Raw genomic sequence first — 24591 nt, forward strand, 5'->3', positions numbered from 1 at the left:
TCGCTATGCCCAATCTATCCATCAGATGGTGCAGGTGTGGTCAGGCGGGTTTTACGCTGATCGAAGCCCTGATCGTGGTGGCAATTATTGCGATTCTCGCTACCATTGCGGTGCCGTCGTATCAATCCGCGATTCTGAAAGTCAAGCGTGCCGAAGGCCGTACGGCGTTGTTGAAACGCATGCAGCAACAGGAGCAGTTCTACAGCCAGCGCATGACCTATGTCGCGTTTTCGGCATATGCAACTGACCCTGAAGCGCAGCGCTTCGGCTGGTTTTCCGGTGAGACTGCAGCGACCAGTGCGTACGAAATATCGGCCACTGCGTGTGCCGGCATGCGTCTGGCCGATTGCGTGCTCATCAGTGCAATCCCCGGAACCGGGTTGGTCAATGCCGGATTTGTCGACGCACGCTGTGGCACCTTGCGTATCGATAGCCTGGGCCGGAGATCGGCTGACAGTCCCGGATGCTGGTGACGCCATGACAGTCCAATGGCGATCTGACAGGGTGGCGCATCGATCCCTGACAGCGGGCTACACGCTGGTCGAATTGATGGTGGTGCTGGCGATTTTCGGGATCGTGCTCGGGCTTGCGGTTCCCGGCTTTCAGTCTCTGATACGCAAGCAGCAATTGGCCACTGTCACAGGCGAGTTGTTCGCGGCGGTGACGCTGACGCGTGCGGAAGCCATCCGCCGCAGCCAGCGGGTTGATCTCGTGCCGACCGATGGGCAGGACTGGGCCAACGGATGGATGGTTTTTGTCGACGAGAACGGCAATCGGCGCCTGGACCCGGGCGAGAAAATTATTCACGCGCAATCACTGGTTGCGCGTGGAATTACCATAAAATCCGCCATGACAGACTCTGCACGGCCGTACATTGCTTACACGGGAAGCGGCCGTACCCGCACCGATGCGAATGGCCAGACGCCACAAGCAGGTCATCTGGCGTTGTCGTTCGGTGACCAGCAGCGTCGCATTGTCCTGAATTTCCTGGGTCGTCCGCGGGCATGCAATCCGGCCACCGACGCGGCATGCGGATGAACACAGGAAGCGATGGCCCGATCACGATCCGAGAGAACCAGTGACTATCATCAACGACCAGCAAGGCATGGCGCTCGCCCTGGAATGGGCGGCCAAGGGCATGTTCATCACGGCACCGAATCCACGTGTGGGCTGCGTGGTGGTGCGCGATGGCATCGTCATCGGTGCCGGGCATACCCAGGCCGCCGGCAAGGCGCATGCCGAAATTCAGGCGCTCGCCGATGCGCGGGCAGGCGGCCATGATGTGCGTGGCGCCACGCTGTATGTCACGCTGGAACCATGCAGTCATCATGGCCGCACCCCACCGTGTGCCGATGCGCTCATTGCCGCTGGCGTGGGACGTGTGGTGTCTGCCATCGCTGACCCGAACCCGCTGGTTGCCGGGAAGGGACTGGCGCGTTTGCGCGCGGCCGGGATTGCGGTGACCACCGATGTACTGCAGGCCGAAGCACTGGAAATGAACATCGGATTTTTTTCACGGATGCGTACCGGTTTGCCCTGGGTCCGGATGAAGGCTGCAGCCAGCCTGGACGGCAAGACGGCACTGCATAACGGCCAGAGCCAGTGGATTACCGCAGCGCCGGCACGCGATGATGGCCACGCCTGGCGGGCCCGTGCCTGTGCCGTGCTGACCGGTATCGGTACCGTGAAAGCCGATGATCCGCAACTGACCGTGCGCGCCGTCGAGACACCGCGTCAGCCGCAGCGTATCGTGATCGACAGTCGCCTCGATATCGATCTGCAGGCGCGCATCCTGCAGGATGTACCGGTCTGGATCGTCTGCGCGCAGGCAGATCCCGGCAAGTGTGCGATGCTGCAGTCGATGGGCCACGACGTTATCTGCCTGCCAAACGCCGCCGGCAAAGTCGATTTGCCGGAGTTGATGCGCGAACTCGGCAGGCGACAGATCAATGAAGTGCATGTCGAAGCCGGTTTCAAGCTCAACGGATCACTGGTGCGTGAAGACTGTATCGATGAACTGCTGTTATATCTGGCCCCCAGCCTGATCGGGGATGCGCAGGGCTTGTTCGACTTGCCGGCGCTGACCAGCCTGACGGGCAAGCGCACGCTGGCTTTTCATGAGGTCAAGCAGATCGGCGCGGATTTGCGTATTCTTGCGCGCTTCTGCTGAGTCGATCCTTCTACTCCATTCTTACCCCTCACTCTACTTACTCGCCATGTTCACTGGAATTGTTGCTGCCGTAGGAAAAATTGTTGACATGTCTCCCGCGGGCGACCAGCCCGCGTCGGGCTTGCGCCTGACCATCGATGCCGGCGGCTTGCCGCTGGCGGACGTGATGCCGGGGGATTCGATTGCGCTCAATGGTGCGTGCATGACCGTCGTGCACAAGACCACCACCACGTTTGCGGTAGACGTCTCGCGTGAAAGCCTGAACTGCACCGCCGGACTCGATGCGCCAGGTGCCGAAGTCAATCTCGAAAAAGCCTTGACGCTCGCCGACCGACTCGGCGGCCATCTGGTATCGGGACACGTCGACGGACTGGGCACGGTCACGAAATTCGCGCCGGTGGGCGAGTCCTGGGAGCTGGTGATCGATGCGCCCGCAGCACTGGCGAAGTATCTGGCCTACAAAGGCTCTATTGTCGTCAATGGCGTGTCTCTGACGGTCAACCGGATCGCGGATACGGCGACTGCGTGCTCCTTTTCGATCAATGTGATCCCCCATACGATCGCGGTCACGACGCTCAAGCACTTGAAGGCGGGCGTGCGTGTCAATCTGGAAATCGACCTGATCGCGCGGTACGTCGAGCGCATGCTCAGTGCGACTGCCGACCCGCAGCGTTCCGCCTGACAAGATATGGATTGCACGCTTAGGGCAGATGCTGCCGTAAGCGTTTCAGGCCGTGGTGGGATGACGCGCACCGAAAATTCTGATGTTACTGCGGGCATGGGAAGTCGCTGGGGGTCCAAATCCATTAAAATGGCGCACCTCAAAGGATCCACGCCATGTCAATTGCAACTACCCAAGAAATCGTCAACGAATTACGCGCCGGCCGCATGGTCATTCTGGTCGATGAAGAAGATCGCGAGAACGAAGGCGACCTCGTCATGGCCGCCGAATTTGTCACTCCCGAAGCCGTCAATTTCATGGCCAAGTTCGGACGCGGACTGGTTTGCCTGACCCTCACCGAAGAGCGCTGCGACCAACTCAACCTGTCCATGATGACGACGCGCAATGGCACGTCCTATGGCACCAACTTTACCGTCTCGATCGAGGCTGCCGAAGGCGTGACGACCGGCATCTCCGCAGCCGACCGCGCCCGCACGATCCAGGTTGCCGTCGCCAGGAATGCCAAGCCTTCCGACATTGTGCAGCCGGGGCATGTATTCCCTCTGAAAGCGCAAAAGGGCGGCGTCCTGATGCGGGCCGGGCACACCGAAGCCGGTTGTGATTTCTGCGAGCTCGCCAGCCTCACTCCTGCTGCAGTCATTTGCGAGATCATGAATGACGATGGCACGATGGCACGCCTGCCGGACCTGTTTGAATTTGCCAGGATTCACGGCCTGAAAATCGGCACGATCGCTGACCTGATTCACTACCGGAGTCAGAACGAGAGCATCGTCGAGCGGATCGCCGAGCGCACCATGCAAACCGTGCATGGCGAATTCCAGGCCATCGTCTATCGGGACACACCCAGCGGTGGTGCGCATCTGGCCCTGGTGCATGGCAATATGTCGCCCGACCTCGAAGCGCTGGTGCGGGTGCATCAGCCCGTATCGATCCTCGATGTGCTGGAGACGCGCTCCACTACCCATTCGTGGAATATGGCGTCGGCCATGGCGGCGGTCAAGGCATCCGAGCGCGGTGTGGTCGTCCTGCTCAACTGCGAAGAATCGGCCGAGCAGATGTTTGCCCAGTTCACTGCGCTTGCCAATCCGGAAAGCAGACCGACGGCGCGCGCTGCCAGCATGGACCTGCGTACCTATGGCATAGGCGCACAGATTCTGAAGGATCTCGGCGTAGGCAAAATGCGCCTGCTCGCCAATCCACGAAAAATGCCATCCATGACCGGTTTTGATCTCGAAGTCACGGGCTACCGCACCGTGGCGAACGATTGAATCAGACCGGCTCCGACCCCATTCGATCTACCGTATTCAAAAGGAATCATCATGACAGTAGGAACTTACGAAACCAATTTTGACGGCGAAGGCTTGCGCATCGGTATCGTGCAGGCGCGCTTCAATGCAGCTGTTGGCGATGGCTTGCTCGGCGCGTGCCTGGCTGAACTGAACAATCTGGGCGTCGCCAACGAAGATATTTTTCGGCTCACTGTGCCTGGCGCACTGGAAATTCCGCTGGCATTGCAAAAAATGGCCGAGACCATGCAATTCGATGCGCTGATCGCACTGGGTGCTGTCATTCGCGGCGAGACCTATCATTTCGAACTGGTGTCCAACGAGTCTGGCGCCGGCATGAGCCGCGTTGCACTTGACTTCGGCACGCCGGTCGCCAATGCTGTCCTGACGACCGAGAATGATGAGCAGGCGCTGGCGCGCATGGTCGAAAAAGGGGCCGAAGCAGCACGGGCCGCAGTGGAAATGGCGAATCTGGTGCTGGCACTCGATGAGCTTTCCGAGGCGGTCGACGACGAGTAAGTAGTAACGCATTCGCTCGCCTGGCCGAGTGAATGCCGCGGTTGTTGACCGGCGCGCTGCCATGTTGCCCGCATCCTGCCAACACCGCATGCAGTGACAAGTTCATCCCGGGCGGCGCAACTGCCCGGGCCGCGCACTGGCGATAACCGTCCACGCGCGGTTTTTTGTTTTATTTCGCTTGCCCGAGGTTATCGAAGGCAGTGCAGTCTGAATACCATGATCCCAAAAAAAGAGCTTCACGCGAATCCGAACAAGAGCCGCACTCCACGCCATCGTTCACGTGAATTCGCGTTGCAGGGCCTGTATCAATGGCTGCTCAACAATGAAGACGCGGGCGTGATTGAAGCCCATCTGCGCGAGGCGCACGGTTTCGACAAGGCGGACGCGGCACACTTTGACGCACTCCTGTACGGCACGATCAAGCAGGCACCCGCATTGCGTACGGAACTGCTGCCACTGATCGATCGTCCGCTCAACCTGCTGTCGCCGATCGAACACGCGATCCTGCTGATCGGTGCGTTCGAGCTGAAGAACCATATCGAGATTCCGTACAAGGTCGTCATCAACGAAGCGGTCGAACTGGCCAAATCCTTCGGTGGTATCGATGGTCACAAGTACGTCAACGGCGTGCTCGACAAATTCGCCGCCAAGGCGCGCGAAGTCGAAATCAGCGCAGCGCGCCAATCTTGACGGCATACATCGCCGGCGACGCGTCTCAGGATGCCAGTCTGCCCATGCGGCGCCTGGCCGGACGGGTTGACCATATCGATCCTTTCCATGTCATGGAGCTGGCCAAGATGGCCGCCGTGCTGGAACGGGAAGGGCGCTCCATCATCCACATGGGCATCGGCGAGCCGGACTTTACCGCGCCACCAGCAGTGGTTGCCGCAGCAACGCGGGCCATGTCCGATGGCAAGTCCCAATACACCTCCGCCAACGGATTGCCAGCGTTGCGCGAGGCGATCGCTGCCCACTATGCGCAGGTCTATGGGCTGGAGATCGATCCTGCGCGCATCGTCGTCACCGCTGGCGCCTCTGCGGCATTGCTGCTGGCCTGTGCAGCGCTGGTCGAGCCGGGTGCCAAAGTCCTGATGCCCGATCCGTCCTATCCGTGCAACCGGCATTTCGTGGCGGCCTTTGATGGCGAGGCACAGATGATTCCTTGCGGTCCGGAGCAGCGCTTCCAGTTGTCGGCCGAACTGGTCCGGGCGCACTGGGGCAGCTCTACCCGTGGCGTATTGCTGGCGTCGCCTTCGAACCCGACCGGTACCTCGATTCCGCAGCAGGAGCTGCAGGACATCGTTGCCACCGTCCGCGAGAAAGGTGGCTTCACGATCGTCGATGAAATTTATCAGGGGCTGACCTATGATGCCGCGCCGTTTTCGGCGTTATCACTGGGCGACGACATTATTGTCATCAACAGCTTTTCGAAGTACTTCAACATGACCGGATGGCGCTTGGGCTGGCTGGTCGTCCCGTCCGCGATGGTGCCGGCGATTGAAAAGCTGGCGCAGAATTTGTTCATTTGTGCTTCCACGATTGCCCAGCATGCAGCGCTGGCCTGTTTCGCTCCGGAGTCATTGGCACTCTACGAGCAGCGCAAGGATGAATTTCGCCGTCGTCGTGACTACATCGTGCCTGCCTTGCGGGAGCTTGGCTTCGTGGTGCCGGTGGTACCGGATGGTGCGTTCTATGTCTATGCCGATTGCAGCAAGCTGTCTGACGATGCCGATCAGCTGACCATTGACATGCTCAATCACGCGGGCGTCGTCCTGGTGCCGGGTCTGGACTTTGGTCCATCGACTGCGCACGGCTACATTCGCCTGTCGTATGCAACCTCAATGGACAATCTGGTGGAGGCAGTGCACCGGCTGCAGGTGTTTTTTCAGGCGCGTCGTCAGTCCTGATCGAAGCTAAGCGCCTTTTTCCGGACGAAAAAAAAGAGCTGCTCAGCTCTTTTTTCATTTCAGCGCACGGCAATAACGACAGCGCAATGTAGCAAACGGCTATTTACATGGCTGCGACAACATCGGTACCCGCTGCATTGTGCATGCGATCCGACGCCGAGGCTTGCTCGCCATTGTTCACCGGCGTTTTTGGTTCTGCCACGTCTGTGGTTTTCGGCGCAATGCGTATGACCAGCGGAGCGGGATTGGTCACGGTAGGGACGTTCTTGCCTGTGGCAACGGCCTTTAGCCGGTTGTACTCCGCAAGTACTTTGGATCCGTAGCCAGCATCGTTGTCAAAAGCTGCTGCGCCGACGTACATTTTCAAGCCAGCTTCGAGCGAGCCGCCGCGGGACACATAGTCTTTGAGAATCATCGAGCCGACGCGGATGTTGGCAACCGGGTTCAACGCCGCCTTGACGCCGCCCAAATTCTGGAATTTCTCATGATGGATTTTTGACATGACCTGCATCAGGCCCTGTGCGCCCACTGCACTCTCGGCAAACGGGTTGAAACCCGATTCGATTGCCACCACCGCGAGGATCAGCAGAGGATCAATCTTGATATCCTTGGCGGTCGTGTAAGCAGCCGATACCAGCATGTCGGTAGCGTCGCTGGCTACGCGGTAGCGCTTGGACAGCCAGTTGGTCACCCATTGCTGCTGACGCTCCGTACCTGTTGCCTTGCTGGTGGCGGGCTCTGATGGGTTTTGTTGCGCTTCGATGCCTGCGGTATCAAGCAGGTAGGCGCGCGAACCAAAAGGGGTGCGCGGTGTGTCCATTGGCACCTGGCCGACCTGTATTTCGGTAGTTTGGCCGACGGTCGCACCAGCGCCGAACGGTGACATCGATTTGAGTTTTTGAATCATGTCCGGACGGTAGAACATGAGTGCCAGGGTGCATAGCGCGGCAATGCCCGAAACCATCAGGGTATGGTGCGCAGTGGTGAAAAATCCGCTAAGTGTGTCGCGGGCAAAGGTGCTGATACTGCTGGAATGCTTCTGTACGTGTCGGGCGCAGTCGCGCGTCGTCCGGGTAAATCGATTGTGCAATTGAACCTCCTGAATTGCCGCGACTCAATACGGTGCTTCGGGCCAATTGCCGCCAGGCCCCCGTACAAGTCGTGAATCAGATACATCGCTGTCGTCCGCTTGGTGCGGTCTGACAACGTCGGAGCTGCTGCTTGATGCTGTGGGTATGCTTTCGCACCGCTACAGTGGCAGACAACTTTTTGCGGGGGTAAGGCTGACGCCTTTTGAAAACACTCCTTAAAATGTCGTGTGGGGCCCCGACCCCGTGAAATGATTTGGTTTTCTGTTGCAGTGGGCGAACTTCGCGCCAAGTGCCTTCCTTTTCAAGTCGTCGGAGTTTAGGTGCGGTTTTATATCGAGTCAATACTGAAAATGAAAGAAAGCATTACAGTTTGATCTAAAGCAAATCCAGCTGCTAGTACATAGTTCAACAAAATCAACTACTTGTATTTATTCCCTAAATTGAAGAGGCCGCAGTGTAACTGCGCAAAAAAAGATGAAATATTCGGATTTGAGGGATTTTGTTAATCAATTGGAATCAATTGGTGAGCTAAAACGTATCACTTTCCCGGTGTCCAGCTATCTGGAGATCACGGAAATCTGTGATCGCACCCTACGTGCCGGTGGCCCGGCGCTGCTGTTCGAGCACGTCGATGGTCAATCGATCCCGGTACTTGCCAATTTGTTTGGCACACCCAGACGGGTAGCCCTGGGCATGGGCGCGGAAGAAGTCAGCGAGTTGCGCAAGATTGGTCATGTACTGGCCATGCTGAAGGAGCCCGAGCCGCCGAAAGGGTTCAAGGACTTGCTCGGGCTAACCTCACTAGTGAAATCCTTGTGGGACATGGCACCCAAAGAGTTGCGCTCTGCGGCCTGTCAGGATGTGATCCACGAAGGCGATGCGGTTGATCTGGGCAAGCTGCCGATCCAGCATTGCTGGCCGGGTGATGCCGCGCCACTGATTACATGGGGGCTGGTGATCACAAAAGGGCCGCACAAGAAGCGGCAGAATCTCGGTATTTACAGGCAGCAGGTTCTGTCGCGCAACAAAGTCATCATGCGCTGGCTGGCGCAACGTGGCGGCGCGCTGGATTTTCGTGAGCATGCGCTCGTCAACAAAGGTCAGCCGTATCCGATCTGTGTCGCTCTTGGCGCTGATCCTGCGACGATACTCGGTGCAGTCACTCCGGTGCCCGACAGCTTGTCCGAGTATCAGTTCGCCGGTTTGCTGCGCGGTAGCCGCACAGAACTGATCAAGGCAATTGGCAGCGAACTGCGCGTGCCCGCATCTGCAGAAATTGTGCTCGAAGGGCACATCTATCCTGATCCGCAACACCCGTCAGGTTACGAACATGCGCTGGAAGGTCCGTATGGAGACCACACCGGCTATTACAACGAGCAGGACATGTTCCCGGTCCTGACGATCGACCGTATCACGATGCGCAAGAATCCGATCTATCACTCGACCTACACCGGCAAGCCGCCCGACGAACCAGCCATTCTAGGCGTTGCACTCAATGAAGTGTTTATCCCGTTGCTGCAAAAGCAATTCACGGAGATCACCGACTTCTATCTTCCGCCTGAAGGATGCAGTTACCGGATGGCCGTGGTGCAGATGAAAAAATCGTATCCGGGTCACGCCAAGCGTGTCATGTTCGGGGTCTGGAGTTTCCTGAGGCAATTCATGTATACCAAGTTCATCATTGTGGTGGATCAGGATGTAGATATCCGCGATTGGAAAGAGGTGATCTGGGCGATTACGACACGGGTCGATCCGTTGCGCGACACCACGCTGGTCGACAATACGCCGATCGACTATCTTGATTTCGCCTCGCCGGTCAGCGGACTAGGAAGCAAAATGGGTATCGATGCGACCAATAAATGGCCTGGGGAAACGAATCGCGAGTGGGGAACCACGATCAGCATGAGCGACGAGGTCAAGTCGCGCGTCGATGCCATATGGGATCAGCTTGACCTTGGCAGTCTGGTCGGCAAGGTTGCGGATAAAAGCTGATGTTGCTTGGTTTAAAAAGCCCACGACAAAAGCTTTGCTGGTAAAATTCGCCCCGGCGGGCCCCTGCGCATTGTGGCATGGCCAACCTGGTCAGGTCGGGAACGAAGCAGCCACAGCCATTTCCCATAAGTGCCGCAGACAAGGCTCGCCTTCCTTAAATCTTTCCAGATTTTCTCTGGTGTATGAGGGATAATCAGTTTGTCGAATCAATCGATTCGACAAATACCGGTAGAAAAACCGGTTGCTCCTTCCGCTTCAACATCTCCCTTTCAATTTTCTTCTCATTGATTATTCGCGTGGCGACGCCTGTTCGTGCATCACGAGGACTGCCGTAATGGCTCCGCTTATTAATCCATTTTCTGTCATCGCCTGTTCTGGTGAGCTAAGTCAAATGTCACTCTGGTTGTTCTTATATCGTTGAGACACGTTGCAGTAGTGGTATCTGTTGTCGTCGCAGTCCAATTAACCGGTCAAACGTGCTTTCCTGAATCGTTTTCACGCGAATCGGGACTCGACTCGTTTATCCAGGATAAAGGCTCTGTACCGGCGCCAGTCTGCGGCGCTTTTCCCATTTGGTGCGCCTGATAAACCATTCCTCAGCTGATATACAGCCAGTAGATTGGCGCGGAAGCGCCATCAACCGCTGAGGTTTTCCGAGGCTCACTGATTTCGACAAGAGAGCGAGACATGACGATTATCAAACATCACTTACCTTGGATTCTATTCGCAATACTGGGTGCCTTTGCGATGGGCACCATTGCCTTGCAGCGCGGAGAGCCGATTAGTGCAGTCTGGATCGTCGTTGCGGCGATTTGTGTTTATCTGATTGCGTACCGCTATTACAGTTTGTTCATTACCACGCGGGTCATGGGACTTGATGGGAATCGGATGACGCCAGCCCACCGACTCAATGACGGTCTTGATTATGTACCGACGAATCGGTATGTCCTGTTTGGGCACCATTTTGCGGCAATTGCCGGTGCTGGTCCTCTGGTGGGACCCGTGCTCGCTGCGCAGATGGGATATTTGCCGGGCATGCTGTGGATACTCGCCGGCGTGGTGTTTGCAGGCGCGGTACAGGATTCGATGGTGTTATTCATTTCCATGCGACGCAACGGCCGATCGCTGGGCGACCTGATCAAATCGGAACTCGGGCCAGTGGCCGGGATCATCACGCTCGTTGGTGCCTTCCTGATCATGGTGATTATTCTCGCCGTACTGGCACTAATTGTCGTCAAGGCGCTGGCGGCGTCGCCTTGGGGTACGTTTACCGTGATGGCCACGATTCCCATTGCCATTTTCATGGGTATCTATATGCGCTACATCCGGAGAGGGCGTATTGGCGAGATTTCTGTCGTCGGTTTTGTGCTGTTGATGCTGGCGATAGCCGGGGGCGATCTGGTGCAGCGGCATCCGGTGCTGGGGCCCATGTTGACGTTTTCTGCGGTCCAGTTGACCTGGCTTCTGGTCGCATATGGCTTCGTCGCCTCAGTGCTTCCGGTATGGCTGTTGCTGGCACCGCGCGACTATTTATCGACGTTTCTCAAGATCGGCGCCATTGTTGGGCTGGCGATCGGCATCCTGATCGTCTCACCGTCATTGCAGATGCCGGCGGTGACCAAATTCATCGATGGCTCAGGGCCGGTGTGGTCAGGCAATTTGTTTCCGTTTCTGTTTATTACCATCGCTTGTGGCGCTGTATCCGGGTTCCATTCGCTCATTGCCTCTGGCACCACGCCGAAACTGATCGACAATGAAACACACGTGCGCTTGATCGGGTACGGCGCAATGTTGATGGAATCGTTCGTGGCCATCATGGCGCTGGTGGCGGCGTCATGTATCGATCCAGCCATCTATTTCGCCATGAATAGTCCGGCAGCGCTGATCGGCACCACACCCGAAGCAGCGGCACAAGTCATCTCGCAATGGGGTTTTTTTGTCACGCCCGATGTATTACATCAAACAGCCATCGATGTCGGGGAAACAACGATCCTGTCGCGTGCCGGTGGCGCACCCACGTTGGCCGTCGGCATGGCGCAAATTCTGTCCAGCGTAATCGGCGGCAAATCCATGATGGCCTTCTGGTACCACTTCGCGATCCTGTTCGAGGCACTGTTCATTCTGACAGCCGTCGACGCTGGTACGCGCGCCGGTCGCTTCATGCTGCAAGATTTGCTTGGCAGTTTTGCGCCATCCATGAAGCGGACTGATTCGGTCTTCGCCAACGTCACTACAACCGCAATTTGTGTCGCTTGCTGGGGATATTTCCTGCATCAGGGCGTCGTCGATCCTTTGGGCGGTATCAATACCTTGTGGCCATTATTCGGAATCTCCAACCAGATGCTGGCAGGAATTGCCCTGATGTTGGCAACATGTGTTTTGTTTAAGATGAAGCGCGATCGCTATGCATGGGTCACAGCCGTACCCACCCTCTGGCTGCTGATCTGTACGCTGACGGCAGGCTGGCAAAAAATATTCGATCCCAATCCGAACATTGGCTTTCTTGCGCATGCAACGCGCTACGAGTCGGCCATCGATAGCGGTACCATCCTCGCCCCCGCAAAATCACTAGCGCAGATGCAACATGTCGTCGTCAACGACTGGATAAACGCCACATTGGCCATGGTGTTCATGCTGGTGGTGGTCAGCGTCCTGTTTTTCAGCATACGCACGGTGATCGCAGCGAGACGTGCGAACCGCCCTAGCGTGGATGAGGTGCCGTTCGAGGCGATGTCAGTGCGCATTCAGCCTGTTCTCCAGCCGGGCGGGCTGCGTTCAGGGCTGCGATAGCGATGCTGGACGATCTTGTCAAAGCGGGTCGTTATCTCGGGCAGACCCTTCGGTTAATGGTGGGTCTGCCCGAATACGACGCGTATCTCAGTCACATGGAGCGTGAACATCCGACCAAGATACCGATGAGTTACGACGAGTTTTTTCGAGATCGCCAAGCGGCACGGTATGACGGACAAGGACGTGGATGCTGCTGACCGGTACAAATGAAGAACGTTTGCGGGTCACTGCATGCCAGTGTCGGGTTGACTGGTCCTATTCCAGAATAATGTGGTGGCCTGTAAACAACTGAGTCAATCTTTGCGCGGCATAAGCAATTACCTCGCCAATGTGCCTTTTTTGGCAATGCGCATCGGCGTGTTCAACCGCACTGGTTGGCGTTGCAATGACCAAATCCAAAAGAGATTCCTGCCTCTGCACGCTCAGGCGACAAGCCATCATCGCAGTTCATTCCAGTTATCCGGCCGCTCCTGTCATTCGCTTTGCCGTGGTTGCGTGCGCCACTTAATTTATTTTAGGAACGTCAGCGAGGTTTTTTATGCATGACCTGTAGAGGAAATAAATCCTCAGTTTTGGTGTAGTTGTGATGTTAAAAGTTAATTCTGCAAGACACATGGTATTTCTGCACCAAGCGCAGCGTCATGATTGCGTTTCCATTCAATCTGGAACAAAGAAAGTAATGTCGCTATTCAGGACATCAGCCAGTGTGGTCGTCGCAGTCCGGTATTCATTTGATCAATGTGAAATAAAAATGTGGTTTTTTAGAGGATGTTTTTAGGTGAAAGCAGCAACATAATAAATGGCCGGTACAAATGATTGACGCACCTCAGGAGCAAATCGCGTATTATCGGTCGATGTTCACGATATAAATCAGATTTCGAAACCGAAAGACAGTTTCAAATATCCGGATTTGTGTCATCAGCATGTATCCATATGACTGAAATCAGGCTGTCTGAATATTTATTATCACTTTACACTCACCGGAATTTCACTATGTCAACTTACAAAGAATTAACAGCGCAAATCGAGACTCTGCAAAAACAGGCTGCGCACGCTCGTCAAAGCGAGATCGCCGATGCAATTGCTGATATTAAAGAAAAAATGAAAGACTATGGCATTACTCTGGCCGATCTCGGCCTCGCAGGTGGCGTCAAGAAAGCAAGTAAAGCCAAAGAGCCGGTTGCAGCGAAATACCGCGATTCTGAGTCGGGCTCAACCTGGTCCGGCCGCGGAAAGCCGCCACGCTGGATAGCCGGTAAAGATCGCGATCTGTACATCATCAAGTAAATCTGTTGAAAATCAGAGTGCAATCTGTTTTGCCTCTCAGTCCCGCAACGGCAGCGTCCGTATGCGGGATTTTTATTGGCGAGACCCCCCTTATAAATACCGGTTGGTGCAGATTCTGCGGTCTGCGCCAGATATTTCAGAAACTTCCAGAAACAGAGTTCTCAATCATCTGGTTTTTCCAGTTGACCACCATCACAAAATGCAGACAACATTCCCGTATTTTGGTTATGTAAATGGCAATATTTTTAGAAATTACTTTTTGTTAGCAGGTGATGACCTCGCTCCTTGTCCCTTGTCCCTTGGCCCTCGCCCCGCGCCCCGCGCAGTCGTTCCCGTGACCATACGACGAGCAAATGCTCCGCTGTATCGCAAGTAGAGCCGGGTTTTCAAAAGCCTTCCAAAATTCGGCGGCGATTGGTCCATTTTAAAAAGCAAGAATGATTTTTGCCGGTGAAGTTCCGGACCTTCAGGTTCACGGCAGAGATGAAAAAAATGACTACCTCACACTCGACGTTTTCTTCCCTCACGCACAAGAGCTCGACGTGACACCCGGCGCTTAACGCGTCAACGCAGCAAATGCGTAATAATAAGTAGCCTGTCCTGTGGCACGTAACCTGCACAGGGCGCCAGCTACTTCGTTCATTGAGCCAGGTCCGCCGGTTCGATGTACCAACCTGACCAGCGATTGTCCATGCACCAAAAATTAAAAACCACTCTCATCCTGTTTGCCGCAGCCGGTGCGTGCGGCGCTGGTTATGTCTGGTACCAGGCCAAAATTGCCGGCGCAAAAAAGCCGAAAGCTGACACAACGCAACTGGTCCGTATCAGCCAGGCTGAACAAAAGTCGATGCCGATCAACCTGCTCGCCAACGGCTACGTGACTGCGATCAATACCGTCGACGTACGGCCTCAGGTACAAAATATCGTGCGAGAAGTACACGTCAAAGAAGGGCAGGAGGTACGCGCAGGCCAGCTGCTGATTACGCTGGATCAGCGCCTCGACGGGTCGGGTGTCGACAAGGCTTTGGCCCAGGTGGCACGCGATCGCGCCGATTTGCTCGATGCCGATGTGACACTGAAGCGTAATGAAGAATTGTTGGGGCGCAAATTTGTGGCACAGGCGGTAGTCGATACCGCGCGCAGCAAGGTTGAGGTGCTGCGCAGTGCGCTCACTGCCAGCCAGGCTGCGGTCAAATCGAGCCGTATCTCGCTCGACTACAATTTGATTAAAGCCAGCATCAGCGGCCGCATCGGCATCATCAATGTCCACCCTGGCAGTCTCGCCCAACCTGCTGCTGTTGCGATGATGACCATCACCCAGCTCGATCCTGTCGCCGTCAGTTTTACCTTGCCCGAGCGTGAGCTGGGCACGCTACGCACGACCTATCCGAATGGCGATGCGCCCGTGCTGGCTCGTCTTGCCAGTGGCAAGGAAGTCGCGGGCCGGTTGATTTTTATCGACAATGCAGCCGATGCGCAAAGTGGCACGATCCGCATGAAAGCCCGTTTTACCAATCCTGATCGCCTCATGTGGCCAGGCACGTTCGTGTCGGTGCGGCTGGTGTCGCGCACGCTGCCGGATGCGGTGGTGGTGCCGGCTCAGGCGATCGTGACAGGCCCGGTCGACAAGTTCCTCTATCTGGTGCAGTCCGATGACAGTGTCCTCATGCAAAAGGTGGATGTTGTCGCGATCGAAGACGGCAAAGCTGCCGTGAGCGGCATTGTGGCAGGTGCCCGGATAGTCGTCGAAGGCGCCCAGAATTTGCGGTCTGGCATCAAGGTCAAGGAGTTGCAAGTTGCTGCAACCGGTGCGGGTGGCGGTGGCACTGGCGACACCAGCGCACCACGCGCGCCGGCACCCTGAAGCGGATTTGCCTTGAATTTGACGCGAGCAATGGCGGCGTTAATCGCACCAGCAACACCGCCTTCGCTGCTCCCCGACCGCATCACTTCTGAACTGATATCGTGAATATTTCCGAACTGTGTATCCGCCGCCCGGTCATGACCGTGCTGTTATCGATTGCCATCGTGGTGATTGGTCTGTTTGCCTACGCCAAGTTGCCCATCGCCGCACTGCCGACCTACAACACGCCCGTCATCAACGTCACCGCCGCGCTACCGGGTGCCAGTCCGGAGATCATGGCGGCGTCTGTTGCGACGCCTCTCGAAAAACAGTTTTCCACCATCTCCGGGCTGGCTACGATCAGTTCCAGCAACACGCTGGGCAATACGTCCATCACCCTCGAATTCAATTCCGATCGCGATATCGATGCCGCCGCCGTGGATGTGCAGGCGGCGCTGCTGCGTGCACAACGCAGCCTGCCGGTGGAGCTGACCTCGTTGCCGGCCTATCGCAAAGTCAATCCGGCCGATGCCGCCGTACTGCTGGTGGCGCTGACCTCGCCGTCGATGTCGCTCGCCGACCTGAACGACTATGCCGAGAACCTGATTTCGCCATCGCTCTCCACCATCGACGGTGTAGCGCAAGTGCTGGTGTACGGCCAGCGGCGTTTTGCCGTGCGCGTCAAGGTGCGCCCGGACGAACTGGCGGCGCGCAACATCACGCTGGATGAACTGGCCGGACTCATTCGTGCCGCCAACACCAACGGTCCGGTCGGTGTGCTGGACGGGCCGCGCCAGAGCCTGACGCTGGAAGCCAACCGGCAACTGCGCAACGCCGCCGAATTTTCCGAGCTGGTCATCAGTAGCCGCGATGGCTACGCCACCCGCCTGAAAGATGTAGCCACTGTCGAAGACAGTGTCGAGTCCGCCAAAAGCGGCAGCTGGGCCAATGGCGAGCCGTCCATCGTGCTCGCGGTACAGCGCCAGCCAAACGCGAATACGGTGGCGGTGGTCGATGCGATCAAGGCGACGCTGCCAAAGTTCAAGGCGCAAATGCCGGCCTCGATCGAGATCCGCGAACTCAACGACCGCTCGGTATCGATCCGTGACGCGATTGCCGACGTCAAGCACACGCTGGTGCTGACGGTGGTGCTGGTGATCCTGGTGATTTTCCTGTTCCTCAAACGCTTGTCGGCGACCGCCATTCCGGTCGTGACGCTGCCGATTTCATTGATCGGCTGCTGTGCATTGATGTACGTGTTCGGCTACAGCCTCGACAACATATCGCTGCTCGGTATCACCATCGCCGTGGGTCTGGTGGTCGATGACGCCATCGTCATGCTGGAAAACATTGTGCGCTATGTCGAACAGGGCATGACGCCGATGGCCGCTGCCTTGAAGGGGTCGCGCGAGGTCGGCTTCACCATTTTGTCGATTTCCATCTCGCTGGTCGCCGTGTTCATTCCGATCTTTTTCATGCCGGGCGTCATCGGCTTGATGTTCCGCGAGTTCGCCGCGGTAGTGGCGCTGGCCATCATGGTGTCGGCGCTGGTGTCGCTGACTTTGGTGCCGATGTTATGCAGCCGCTTCCTGAAACACACGGACCCCGAGGACGATAGCTGGCTCAGCAAAAAATTCGAGCGCGGATTTCATGGCGTTCTGGACGGCTATAGCCTTGGCCTGGACTGGTGTCTTGGCCGTACAAAAACCGTCATGCTGGGTGCGCTCGCCACGTTTTTGCTGACCGGCTTTCTGTTTGTCGAGATTCCCAAGGGATTTTTCCCGACCGAAGACATCGGCCAGATCCGCGCCACCATCGAAGGCCCGCAGGATATTTCCTATCCGGCCATGGTGCAGCTGGTACAAGCCGCCGCAGGGGTGATCCAGCAAGACAGCAACGTGCTCTCCGTCACCTCACGTGTGACTGGCGGAAACAGTGGCGCGCTGTTCATCGGACTCAAGCTGCGCAGCGAGCGACTCCCGATGGATGGCGTGCTGGAACAATTACGTGGCAAGGTCAGCGCCATCCCCGGCCTGTCGGTTTATCTGACGCCAGTCCAAAACCTGAGCCTGGGTGGACGTTCCAGCAAAAGCCGTTACCAGTACGTGTTACAGAGCGTCAAGGCCGACGAGCTGACCGGCTGGTCCGAGCAACTGCAAATTCGCATGCGCGCCAATCCGATCTTCCGTGACGTCACCAGCGATTCGCAATTGCGCGGCTTGCAGGCCGTGGTGGACATCAATCGCGATCGCGCCAACGAGGCTGGCGTGCAGATCCAGGATATCCGCACCGCGCTTTACAGCGCGTTTGGTGACCGCCAGGTCTCGACTATTTTTACGAGCAGCAACAGCTATCAGGTGATTCTGCAGGACAGCGAATCGGGCCAGCAGGACGAGGCCGACCTGAGCAAGATTTTTGTGCGCAGCAAGAGCGGCGTACTGGTGCCGTTGATGAGCCTGGCCAGTGTCAAGCGCACTGCCGGTGCGATTTCGGTCAATCATCAGGGGCAGCTGCAGGCCGTCACGGTGACGTTCAACCTGGCGCCGGATGTCCCGCTGGGTGACGCCAGCGCCGCGATAGACCGGATCAAGACCGAACTGCAGATGCCGCCGACGGTGATTACCTCGTACGCGGGTGACGCCGCGGTGTTCCAGTCGTCACAGGGCAGCCAGCTGACCTTGCTATTGCTGGCGGTGGTCGTGATCTACATCCTGCTGGGCGTGCTGTACGAAAGCTACATCCATCCGCTGACCATCCTGGCCGGTCTGCCATCGGCGGCGGTCGGCGCACTGCTGGCGCTGCGGCTATTCAATTTTGAGCTGACCCTGATCGCCACCATCGGCATCCTGATGCTCATCGGCATCGTCAAGAAAAATGCGATCATGATGATCGACTTCGCACTTGAAGCCCAGCGGGAGCAGGGCGCCACGCCATTCGACGCGATTCGTTCGGCCTGCCTGTTGCGCTTCCGGCCGATCATGATGACCACGCTGGCGGCGCTGGTGGGTGCGATGCCGATTGCGTTCGGCCTTGGCGCCGGCGCCGAATTGCGACAGCCGCTCGGTGTCGCCATCGTCGGCGGTTTGCTGGTGTCGCAAGTCATTACGCTGTTCATTACCCCGGTGATCTATCTGGTGCTGGACCGGTTCAGCGGATCGGGGCCGATGCAGTTCGATCGCGCGGAAATGGAAGCACAGGGCCAGGTACATCCGACCCGGGTCGCTCCGACGTCGTCAGCTTAAACCGGCCAGGCGCGCTCCAGGATGGCGCGCTGCACCGACGCTGACATCAGCGTTCCCAGCGTTCCCAGCGTTCCCAGCGTTCCATATACCCGACCGCAACCCGCATCGATGCGGCTGGCAATGAAGGCATCGGCATTGGCGGTCGGCGCCTGCTCGCGCATCAGGCTGCATTGGACCAGCAACACCAATTGCTGCACCAGCCGCCGCGCCAGCATCTCGCGTTCATCGGGCGTCGCGCCCAGCGCCAGGCGCAACGCCATCGCCATGTTCTTCACGTCGGGATCGTGCTGCGCCAGACTATCGAGCAACAGGGCAAAGCCGTCGGCGTCCCGTTCGATGGCACGCAGCACATCCAGGCACATCACATTGCCCGAACCTTCCCAGATCGAATTGACCGGCGCCTCGCGGTACAGACGCGCCATGGCGCCGGTCTCGACATAGCCATTGCCACCCAGGACTTCCATGCACTCGCCGGCGAATTCGAGTGCCCGCTTGCAGATCCAGAATTTTGCAGCTGGCGTGATGATGCGACGCCAGGCACGCTCCAGCGGATCGTCGGGGTTATCGCAGGCCTGGGCCAATCGCAGCATCAGCAGCGTGGCGGCTTCGCTTTCCAGCGCCAGGTCAGCCAGTACATTGCGCATCAGCGGCTGCTGATCGAGTGGCTTGCCGAACGCCATACGGTGGCGGGCATGATGGGCCGCCTGCACGAAGGCCTGTCGCATCAGGCCCGCGCTGCCAATCACGCAATCGAGCCGGGTGGAATTGGCCATGTCGATGATGGTCGGAATGCCGCGCCCTTCGACACCGACCAGCACCCCATAGGCGCCATCGAACTCGACTTCGCTGCTGGCATTCGAGCGGTTGCCGAGTTTGTCTTTCAGGCGCTGGATCAGGATCGGATTCTTGCTGCCATCGGGGCGCCAGCGTGGCACAAAAAAGCACGACAGGCCCGCGTCGCAACGCGCCAGCACCAGGTGCGCGTCGGCCATCGGCGCCGAAAAAAACCACTTGTGGCCGGTCAGCGCATACGGCTGACCGCGCCCGGCGGTACCCATTGCCTGTGCCACCGTGGTGTTACTGCGCACATCCGATCCGCCCTGTTTTTCGGTCATGCCCATGCCGATCAGGATCGACGTCTTTTGCGCCAGCGGCAGATCGCGCGGATCGTGTTCGCGCGACAGCAGTTGCGCCGCAAGCTGGCTATAGAGCGCGGGCTCATTGTGCAAGACCGGAATGGCGGCAAAGGTCATCGTGGTGGGGCAGAGCGCCCCCGACTCGATTTGCGCCTGTAAAAAATAGCCGGCGGCACGCGCCATGTGGACGCCCTTGCGCGGCGTGATCCACGGTAGCGCATGCAGTCCCTCGCGCCGCAGCAGACCAAGCAGATCGTGCCACGCCGGATGGAAAGCGACCTGGTCGATGCGATTGCCGTTGCGATCATGGGTGGCCAGTTCCGGCCCATGCCGGTTCGCCAGTGTCGCCCAGAGCGCGACCTCGCCCGAGCCCAGCGTTGCGCCAAAGCGCAGCAGGTCGGCATCGATCCAGGCGGCATCGCTACGCAAAATGGCCGCGTGCAGTATTGGGTCGGTGCGGTAGACGTTGTAATCCGTTAATTCGGTAACCTGATTGGTTACAGCATGCGTGGTCATGGTTTTCTCCGGCTAAAAAGCAATCTTTGCAGTTGAAGATGACGTGGGGCAATGAGTTAATCAATGCGCAATCATGCACCTGAAAAACTGAAAAAGTCACAATGAATTACCTGAAAGTCATTGCCCAGGATAATCACATGTGAAGTTGATATGACTAACTCGTAGTGAAGTGCTCATAGACGAAACACGTTTCAATAGTTCCTGTTGATTTGCATAAATATTTCTCCGGGTTACCAAGAGTTTTATTGCCTTCGGTAAATTCTGTGACTAAAATAAGTCATGTAATTTAACAGTTTGGCTTGCAGTTCACTCCGTTGGACAAGGAACTGGTGACCATAATCAGTACGTATTTGTCTGGCAGGCAACGCCAATTTTATTAATCCGGTTTTACCCAGCTCAAGCACTTTTCACCAAGACAGTTTCCACCAAGGCAGTTTTCCGATTAAGCAGCGGGTTCTTCGCCACCAACCTTACCGCTAACAAGACGCATGTTGAACGGGCTCTCCGCCCGCTCCGGGCCGCGCTATGTCTGAACCATGCCGACCCGGCGCCGCATGCGAAAAACCGCGCGCTCTTGCGCTGAACTGATTCGTCTTTTTTATTTCGATGGGAATATTCATGAAACGCCGCCAATTTATCACCAGCTCAGCTGCCGTCCTGCTTAACGCCTCGCTGCTGAGCTTCAGTTCCGAAAGCTTTGCACAATCCGTGGGATTGCTCGATCCAGTTGCTGAAATCAAAAAACTCCGCATTCCATCCGGCACCTTCACTGGCGCCTTTCTGATTGCGCCTGCCGGACGGATTAACTGGTATTTCACCAACCTCGGTATTTTGCCGATCATTCAGTATCTGAGCGCGACGGATCTGGATCTGTATATCCGTACTTATCTCGACCTGTATCTGCGCCGACTGGAAGCCAATTCAGCGATTCAGGATATTAATTTCACGACCACGCCGACCGGAGCGTTTCAATTGATACTGGCGGATTCGGATGATTCCTATGCCGCGACGACCTTATCCGTCGTTGCCCGGTATTTGCACGCCAGCCAGAACTGGGCCTGGTGGGATGCCAACAAGGCGAAGCTGAAAACCATGGCATATCGCAATCTGACGTGTGCCGTAAAAGCCAATGGCCTGACCAGTGTGTTTCAGTCGCCGCGCAGCCAAACCAATTCGATCGGTTACCTGATGGATAACTGCGAAGTCTATCGTGGCTTGCGTGATTACGCGGCGCTGTTGCGTGAGCGTGGTGAAGCCGTCGACGCCAATTATTACGACAGTTTCGCCAATGGCATCGTCGCGCGCATCAGCGCCAGCATGTTCGACACCGCACGCAGTGGCTTCATGTCGAGCGATGCGGAGACTCGCGCCGGTACCGCGTTTTATGCGGATGCCACTTGCCAGGTATTTCCGCAGGCGTTCGGACTCAGTGAGCTATCGTCGTATTACGACAAGGCCTTCAATTACATGAACCGTGTTACGCCGAACTGGCAGGACGGTCGTTACGATGATTACCCGTGGGCGGTGCTGGGTTACGTTGCTGCCAAACGCGGTGCCAGCGCCCAGGCCAAGACCCAGATGACCCGGGTCGAGAAGCTCTTCACCAGCAATCGCGGCATCGTCACGATCAACGAGCTGGGCTTTTACCAGCGCTCGAAAAGCCTGCTGTCGGGTCGCGCGGACATCTGAGCAAGCAGCTAAAAATGGGCCGGGATGTGGGGTAAAATTGCGCTTTGCCGCGCGACCCATTTCCCATGTCCTATCAAGTTCTTGCCCGAAAATATCGCCCCCGCAGCTTCGATACGCTGGTCGGGCAAGAGCACGTGGTGCGCGCACTGACGCATGCGCTCGACACGCAGCGACTGCACCACGCCTACCTGTTCACGGGCACCCGGGGCGTCGGCAAGACCACCTTGTCGCGCATCCTGGCCAAGTCCTTCAATTGCATCGGCGCCGATGGGAACGGCGGCATTACCTCGACACCATGCGGTGTCTGCGATGCATGTACCGCCATTGATGCCGGTCGCTTCGTTGATTACATCGAACTGGACGCAGCCTCCAATCGCGGCGTCGAAGAAATGGCGCAACTGCTGGAACAGGCGGTCTACGCACCATCGAATGCGCGCTTCAAGGTCTACATGATCGATGAAGTCCACATGCTCACCAACCACGCCTTCAACGCCATGCTGAAGACGCTGGAAGAACCTCCCGAACACGTCAAGTTCATCCTCGCCACCACCGATCCGCAAAAAATTCCGGTCACGGTGCTGTCGCGCTGCCTGCAATTCAACCTCAAGCAAATGCCGCCCGGGCATATCGTCGCGCATCTCGACGACATACTCGGCCAGGAAGGCATTGCCTTCGAAACCCCGGCGCTGCGCTTGCTGGCGCAAGGTGCGCATGGCTCGATGCGCGACGCGCTGTCGCTGACCGATCAGGCGATTGCGTATGCCGCCGGCACCGTCACGCTGGATGCAGTGCAAGGCATGCTCGGTGCGCTCGACCAGTCGTATCTGGTGCGCCTGCTGGATGCATTGGCCGTTCAGGACGGTGCCGGTCTGCTCGCCATCGCCGATGAAATGGCCGCGCGCAGCCTGTCGTACAACGGTGCCCTGCGGGATCTTGGCAGTCTGCTGCACCGGATCGCGCTGGCGCAGTCGGTGCCGGCGGCAGTCCCCGAGGACTTGCCGGAACGCGCGGATATTTTGCGTCTGGCGGGACTTTTCGATACCGAAGAAGTGCAGTTGTTTTATCAGATCGCCGTACATGGGCGGAATGAACTCGGCCTCGCGCCGGATGAGTACGCGGGATTCTCGATGACGCTGCTGCGCATGCTGGCGTTCCGGCCAGCGGCACTGGGGGCTGTGTCGACCGCTGTGTCGACAATCCCGGCTGTGGCGAAACCGGTCGCAGCAGTGGCGACACCCGGAGCACCCGCAGCACGTCTGGCCGCAGCACCAGCACAGGCAGTCGCCAGCAGCGTGCCGCTAGCCCGTCCTGCCGGTGCGATCAGTCCGGCACGGGCCGCGCTCGAAGCCGCGCGCGGGATGACGCGGCCCAACGGTGGTGTGCCGAATCCGTCGACGGCGCGGCAACCGGAAGCCCGGCCGGAACCGAAGCCGGTATCCAGACCGGAACCCAAGCCGGTCGCGCGGCCAGCGCAGCAAGCACAGCAGGCACCTGCGCCATGGGACGACAACATGCCACCCATGGGAGAATTTCCCGATGCGGCTGACAGCGATCCGGCGCCTGCTCAAAAAAAAACTGAATCGCATCTCGTAGCCCAGACAGCAGCGCCCATTCCGGTGGTCAGCGCGCCGCGGGCTGCGCGAGGTGCAGTGGTCGCGCCGCTTGCACCCATGATCCTGATCCCGGTAGCCGAACTGAACTGGGACGGCGACTGGCCGCAACTGGCCGCGCAACTGGCCGTACGCGGCGTGGTCCAGCAGCTGGCATTGCAAGCCGAACTGGTCCGCTGCGACACCACCGACGGCATCGTCCTGCACCTGCGCGTACCGCTCGAAACGCTGGCCTCGCCGGCCAATACCGACAAGCTGGCCACCGCGCTGCAGGCCCATTTCGACCAACCGCTGCGTGTCACAACCGAACTCGGTATCGCGCGTCACACCGCGAATGCCAACGCCGAAGCCGAGCGCGCAGCGCGCCAGCAACTGGCCGAAGAACAAATCCAGACCGACCCGTTCGTGCTGTCGATGATGCGTGAATTTGGCGCCACCATCGTGCCCGGCTCGATCAAACCACACTGACCCTTTTCACGAACCCACAGGAGCAACACCATGATGAAGAACCAACTGGCTGGCATGATGAAAAAAGTCCAGACCATGCAGGACGACATGAAAAAAATGCAGGACGAACTGGCTCTGGTCAACGTCGAAGGCGAGTCCGGCGCAGGTCTGGTGAAAGTCACCATGAGCTGCAAGAACGACGTCAAGCGCGTCGTCATTGATCCGTCGCTGCTGGCCGATGACAAGGACATGCTGGAAGATCTGGTTGCCGCCGCGTTCAACGACGCCGTGCGCAAGGCCGAAGCCCTGACCCAGGAAAAAATGGCGGGCGTGACGGCGGGCATGCCGATTCCTCCCGGCTTCAAGATGCCGTTCTAATTCAGT

At 57.7% G+C, this 24591-nt stretch carries 20 protein-coding genes and 1 other RNA gene; 18 read left to right on the top strand and 3 right to left on the bottom strand.

Features of this window, described 5'->3' with window-relative positions; genetic code table 11:
- The first annotated feature begins 5 nt into the window (after positions 1-5).
- From ABD720_RS16420 to ABD720_RS16455, 8 genes are all read left to right on the top strand, one after another.
- The gene (locus tag ABD720_RS16420; protein WP_344764880.1) at positions 6-473 is read left to right on the top strand and encodes a type IV pilin protein; all 468 of its coding nucleotides are present in this window, start codon (positions 6-8) and stop codon (positions 471-473) included.
- A 31-nt stretch (positions 474-504) separates the two neighbouring features.
- Positions 505-1038, top strand: a complete 534-nt coding sequence (locus tag ABD720_RS16425) for a GspH/FimT family pseudopilin (protein ID WP_344764882.1) — start codon at positions 505-507, stop codon at positions 1036-1038.
- 40 nt (positions 1039-1078) lie between these two features.
- Positions 1079-2170: a bifunctional diaminohydroxyphosphoribosylaminopyrimidine deaminase/5-amino-6-(5-phosphoribosylamino)uracil reductase RibD gene (ribD, locus tag ABD720_RS16430; RefSeq protein WP_344764884.1), complete on the top strand. Its 1092-nt coding sequence runs from the start codon at positions 1079-1081 to the stop codon at positions 2168-2170.
- 46 nt (positions 2171-2216) lie between these two features.
- Positions 2217-2852 (top strand): riboflavin synthase, encoded by a 636-nt coding sequence (locus ABD720_RS16435; protein WP_344764886.1) that lies wholly within the window; start codon positions 2217-2219, stop codon positions 2850-2852.
- Positions 2853-3007: 155 nt separating this feature from the next.
- Entirely contained in the window at positions 3008-4120 is a 1113-nt protein-coding gene (gene ribBA / locus ABD720_RS16440) for a bifunctional 3,4-dihydroxy-2-butanone-4-phosphate synthase/GTP cyclohydrolase II (RefSeq protein WP_344764888.1), read from the top strand.
- A 51-nt stretch (positions 4121-4171) separates the two neighbouring features.
- Positions 4172-4657: a 6,7-dimethyl-8-ribityllumazine synthase gene (gene ribH, locus ABD720_RS16445; protein ID WP_344764889.1), complete on the top strand. Its 486-nt coding sequence runs from the start codon at positions 4172-4174 to the stop codon at positions 4655-4657.
- A 216-nt stretch (positions 4658-4873) separates the two neighbouring features.
- A complete protein-coding gene (nusB, locus tag ABD720_RS16450) occupies positions 4874-5347 on the top strand; it encodes a transcription antitermination factor NusB (protein ID WP_344764891.1) in 474 nt (157 codons plus the stop codon).
- A gap of 44 nt (positions 5348-5391) precedes the next feature.
- On the top strand, positions 5392-6564 hold the full coding sequence (locus ABD720_RS16455; protein ID WP_425547992.1) for a pyridoxal phosphate-dependent aminotransferase: 1173 nt from the start codon (positions 5392-5394) through the stop codon (positions 6562-6564).
- Positions 6565-6667: 103 nt separating this feature from the next.
- On the opposite strand, the gene ABD720_RS16460 is transcribed toward ABD720_RS16455, so the two are convergent.
- Positions 6668-7654 (bottom strand): transglycosylase SLT domain-containing protein, encoded by a 987-nt coding sequence (locus tag ABD720_RS16460; RefSeq protein WP_425547989.1) that lies wholly within the window; start codon positions 7652-7654, stop codon positions 6668-6670.
- 475 nt (positions 7655-8129) lie between these two features.
- Here ABD720_RS16460 and ubiD point away from each other — a divergent pair, with 475 nt between their 5' ends.
- The 4 genes from ubiD (at position 8130) to ABD720_RS16480 (ending at position 12634) form a co-directional block, all read left to right on the top strand.
- Positions 8130-9647, top strand: coding sequence for a 4-hydroxy-3-polyprenylbenzoate decarboxylase (ubiD, locus tag ABD720_RS16465; protein ID WP_344764892.1), 1518 nt, complete (start codon positions 8130-8132; stop codon positions 9645-9647).
- Positions 9648-9701: 54 nt separating this feature from the next.
- Positions 9702-9800, top strand: an RNA gene (ffs, locus tag ABD720_RS16470) — signal recognition particle sRNA small type.
- A 534-nt stretch (positions 9801-10334) separates the two neighbouring features.
- Positions 10335-12437 carry a carbon starvation CstA family protein gene (locus tag ABD720_RS16475; RefSeq protein ID WP_344764894.1) on the top strand — a complete coding sequence of 701 codons (2103 nt, stop codon included), beginning with the start codon at positions 10335-10337 and terminating at the stop codon, positions 12435-12437.
- A gap of 2 nt (positions 12438-12439) precedes the next feature.
- The gene (locus tag ABD720_RS16480) at positions 12440-12634 is read left to right on the top strand and encodes a YbdD/YjiX family protein (protein ID WP_344764895.1); all 195 of its coding nucleotides are present in this window, start codon (positions 12440-12442) and stop codon (positions 12632-12634) included.
- A gap of 58 nt (positions 12635-12692) precedes the next feature.
- Here the strand turns inward: ABD720_RS16480 and ABD720_RS16485 are convergent, their stop codons facing one another.
- Positions 12693-12875, bottom strand: a complete 183-nt coding sequence (locus tag ABD720_RS16485) for a hypothetical protein (protein ID WP_344764896.1) — start codon at positions 12873-12875, stop codon at positions 12693-12695.
- Positions 12876-13430: 555 nt separating this feature from the next.
- On the opposite strand from ABD720_RS16485, the gene ABD720_RS16490 reads away from it, so the two are divergent.
- The 3 genes from ABD720_RS16490 to ABD720_RS16500 all read left to right on the top strand — a co-directional run bounded on the left by ABD720_RS16490 (position 13431) and on the right by ABD720_RS16500 (position 18809).
- Positions 13431-13724, top strand: a complete 294-nt coding sequence (locus ABD720_RS16490; protein WP_344764899.1) for an H-NS histone family protein — start codon at positions 13431-13433, stop codon at positions 13722-13724.
- 691 nt (positions 13725-14415) lie between these two features.
- Positions 14416-15588 (top strand): efflux RND transporter periplasmic adaptor subunit, encoded by a 1173-nt coding sequence (locus ABD720_RS16495; protein ID WP_344764901.1) that lies wholly within the window; start codon positions 14416-14418, stop codon positions 15586-15588.
- 101 nt (positions 15589-15689) lie between these two features.
- Entirely contained in the window at positions 15690-18809 is a 3120-nt protein-coding gene (locus ABD720_RS16500; protein ID WP_344764902.1) for an efflux RND transporter permease subunit, read from the top strand.
- Here the strand turns inward: ABD720_RS16500 and ABD720_RS16505 are convergent.
- Positions 18806-20461 carry an isovaleryl-CoA dehydrogenase gene (locus tag ABD720_RS16505; RefSeq protein ID WP_344764903.1) on the bottom strand — a complete coding sequence of 552 codons (1656 nt, stop codon included), beginning with the start codon at positions 20459-20461 and terminating at the stop codon, positions 18806-18808. The genes ABD720_RS16500 and ABD720_RS16505 overlap by 4 nt on opposite strands.
- A gap of 618 nt (positions 20462-21079) precedes the next feature.
- Here ABD720_RS16505 and ABD720_RS16510 point away from each other — a divergent pair.
- The 3 genes from ABD720_RS16510 (at position 21080) to ABD720_RS16520 (ending at position 24585) form a co-directional block, all read left to right on the top strand.
- Positions 21080-22150, top strand: a complete 1071-nt coding sequence (locus ABD720_RS16510; RefSeq protein ID WP_344764905.1) for a hypothetical protein — start codon at positions 21080-21082, stop codon at positions 22148-22150.
- A gap of 65 nt (positions 22151-22215) precedes the next feature.
- A complete protein-coding gene (locus tag ABD720_RS16515; protein WP_344764907.1) occupies positions 22216-24228 on the top strand; it encodes a DNA polymerase III subunit gamma/tau in 2013 nt (670 codons plus the stop codon).
- A gap of 30 nt (positions 24229-24258) precedes the next feature.
- Positions 24259-24585, top strand: coding sequence for a YbaB/EbfC family nucleoid-associated protein (locus ABD720_RS16520; RefSeq protein WP_344764908.1), 327 nt, complete (start codon positions 24259-24261; stop codon positions 24583-24585).
- Positions 24586-24591 lie beyond the last annotated feature (6 nt).

Source organism: Actimicrobium antarcticum (assembly GCF_039536745.1).
Classification (GTDB): Bacteria; Pseudomonadota; Gammaproteobacteria; order Burkholderiales; family Burkholderiaceae_D; genus Actimicrobium; species Actimicrobium antarcticum.

What these genes read in the sequence shown, in the direction of transcription:
- ABD720_RS16520 (WP_344764908.1), top strand. Translation starts at nt 24,259, where the DNA reads ATGATGAAGAACCAACTGGCTGGCATGATGAAAAAAGTCCAGACCATG.
- ABD720_RS16495 (WP_344764901.1), top strand. Translation starts at nt 14,416, where the DNA reads ATGCACCAAAAATTAAAAACCACTCTCATCCTGTTTGCCGCAGCCGGT.
- ABD720_RS16510 (WP_344764905.1), top strand. Translation starts at nt 21,080, where the DNA reads ATGAAACGCCGCCAATTTATCACCAGCTCAGCTGCCGTCCTGCTTAAC.
- ABD720_RS16490 (WP_344764899.1), top strand. Translation starts at nt 13,431, where the DNA reads ATGTCAACTTACAAAGAATTAACAGCGCAAATCGAGACTCTGCAAAAA.
- ribBA (WP_344764888.1), top strand. Translation starts at nt 3,008, where the DNA reads ATGTCAATTGCAACTACCCAAGAAATCGTCAACGAATTACGCGCCGGC.
- ABD720_RS16515 (WP_344764907.1), top strand. Translation starts at nt 22,216, where the DNA reads ATGTCCTATCAAGTTCTTGCCCGAAAATATCGCCCCCGCAGCTTCGAT.
- ABD720_RS16420 (WP_344764880.1), top strand. Translation starts at nt 6, where the DNA reads ATGCCCAATCTATCCATCAGATGGTGCAGGTGTGGTCAGGCGGGTTTT.
- ABD720_RS16485 (WP_344764896.1), bottom strand. Translation starts at nt 12,875, where the DNA reads ATGGCTTGTCGCCTGAGCGTGCAGAGGCAGGAATCTCTTTTGGATTTG.
- ubiD (WP_344764892.1), top strand. Translation starts at nt 8,130, where the DNA reads ATGAAATATTCGGATTTGAGGGATTTTGTTAATCAATTGGAATCAATT.
- ABD720_RS16480 (WP_344764895.1), top strand. Translation starts at nt 12,440, where the DNA reads ATGCTGGACGATCTTGTCAAAGCGGGTCGTTATCTCGGGCAGACCCTT.
- ABD720_RS16505 (WP_344764903.1), bottom strand. Translation starts at nt 20,461, where the DNA reads ATGACCACGCATGCTGTAACCAATCAGGTTACCGAATTAACGGATTAC.
- ABD720_RS16455 (WP_425547992.1), top strand. Translation starts at nt 5,392, where the DNA reads ATGCGGCGCCTGGCCGGACGGGTTGACCATATCGATCCTTTCCATGTC.
- ABD720_RS16475 (WP_344764894.1), top strand. Translation starts at nt 10,335, where the DNA reads ATGACGATTATCAAACATCACTTACCTTGGATTCTATTCGCAATACTG.
- ribH (WP_344764889.1), top strand. Translation starts at nt 4,172, where the DNA reads ATGACAGTAGGAACTTACGAAACCAATTTTGACGGCGAAGGCTTGCGC.
- nusB (WP_344764891.1), top strand. Translation starts at nt 4,874, where the DNA reads ATGATCCCAAAAAAAGAGCTTCACGCGAATCCGAACAAGAGCCGCACT.
- ABD720_RS16435 (WP_344764886.1), top strand. Translation starts at nt 2,217, where the DNA reads ATGTTCACTGGAATTGTTGCTGCCGTAGGAAAAATTGTTGACATGTCT.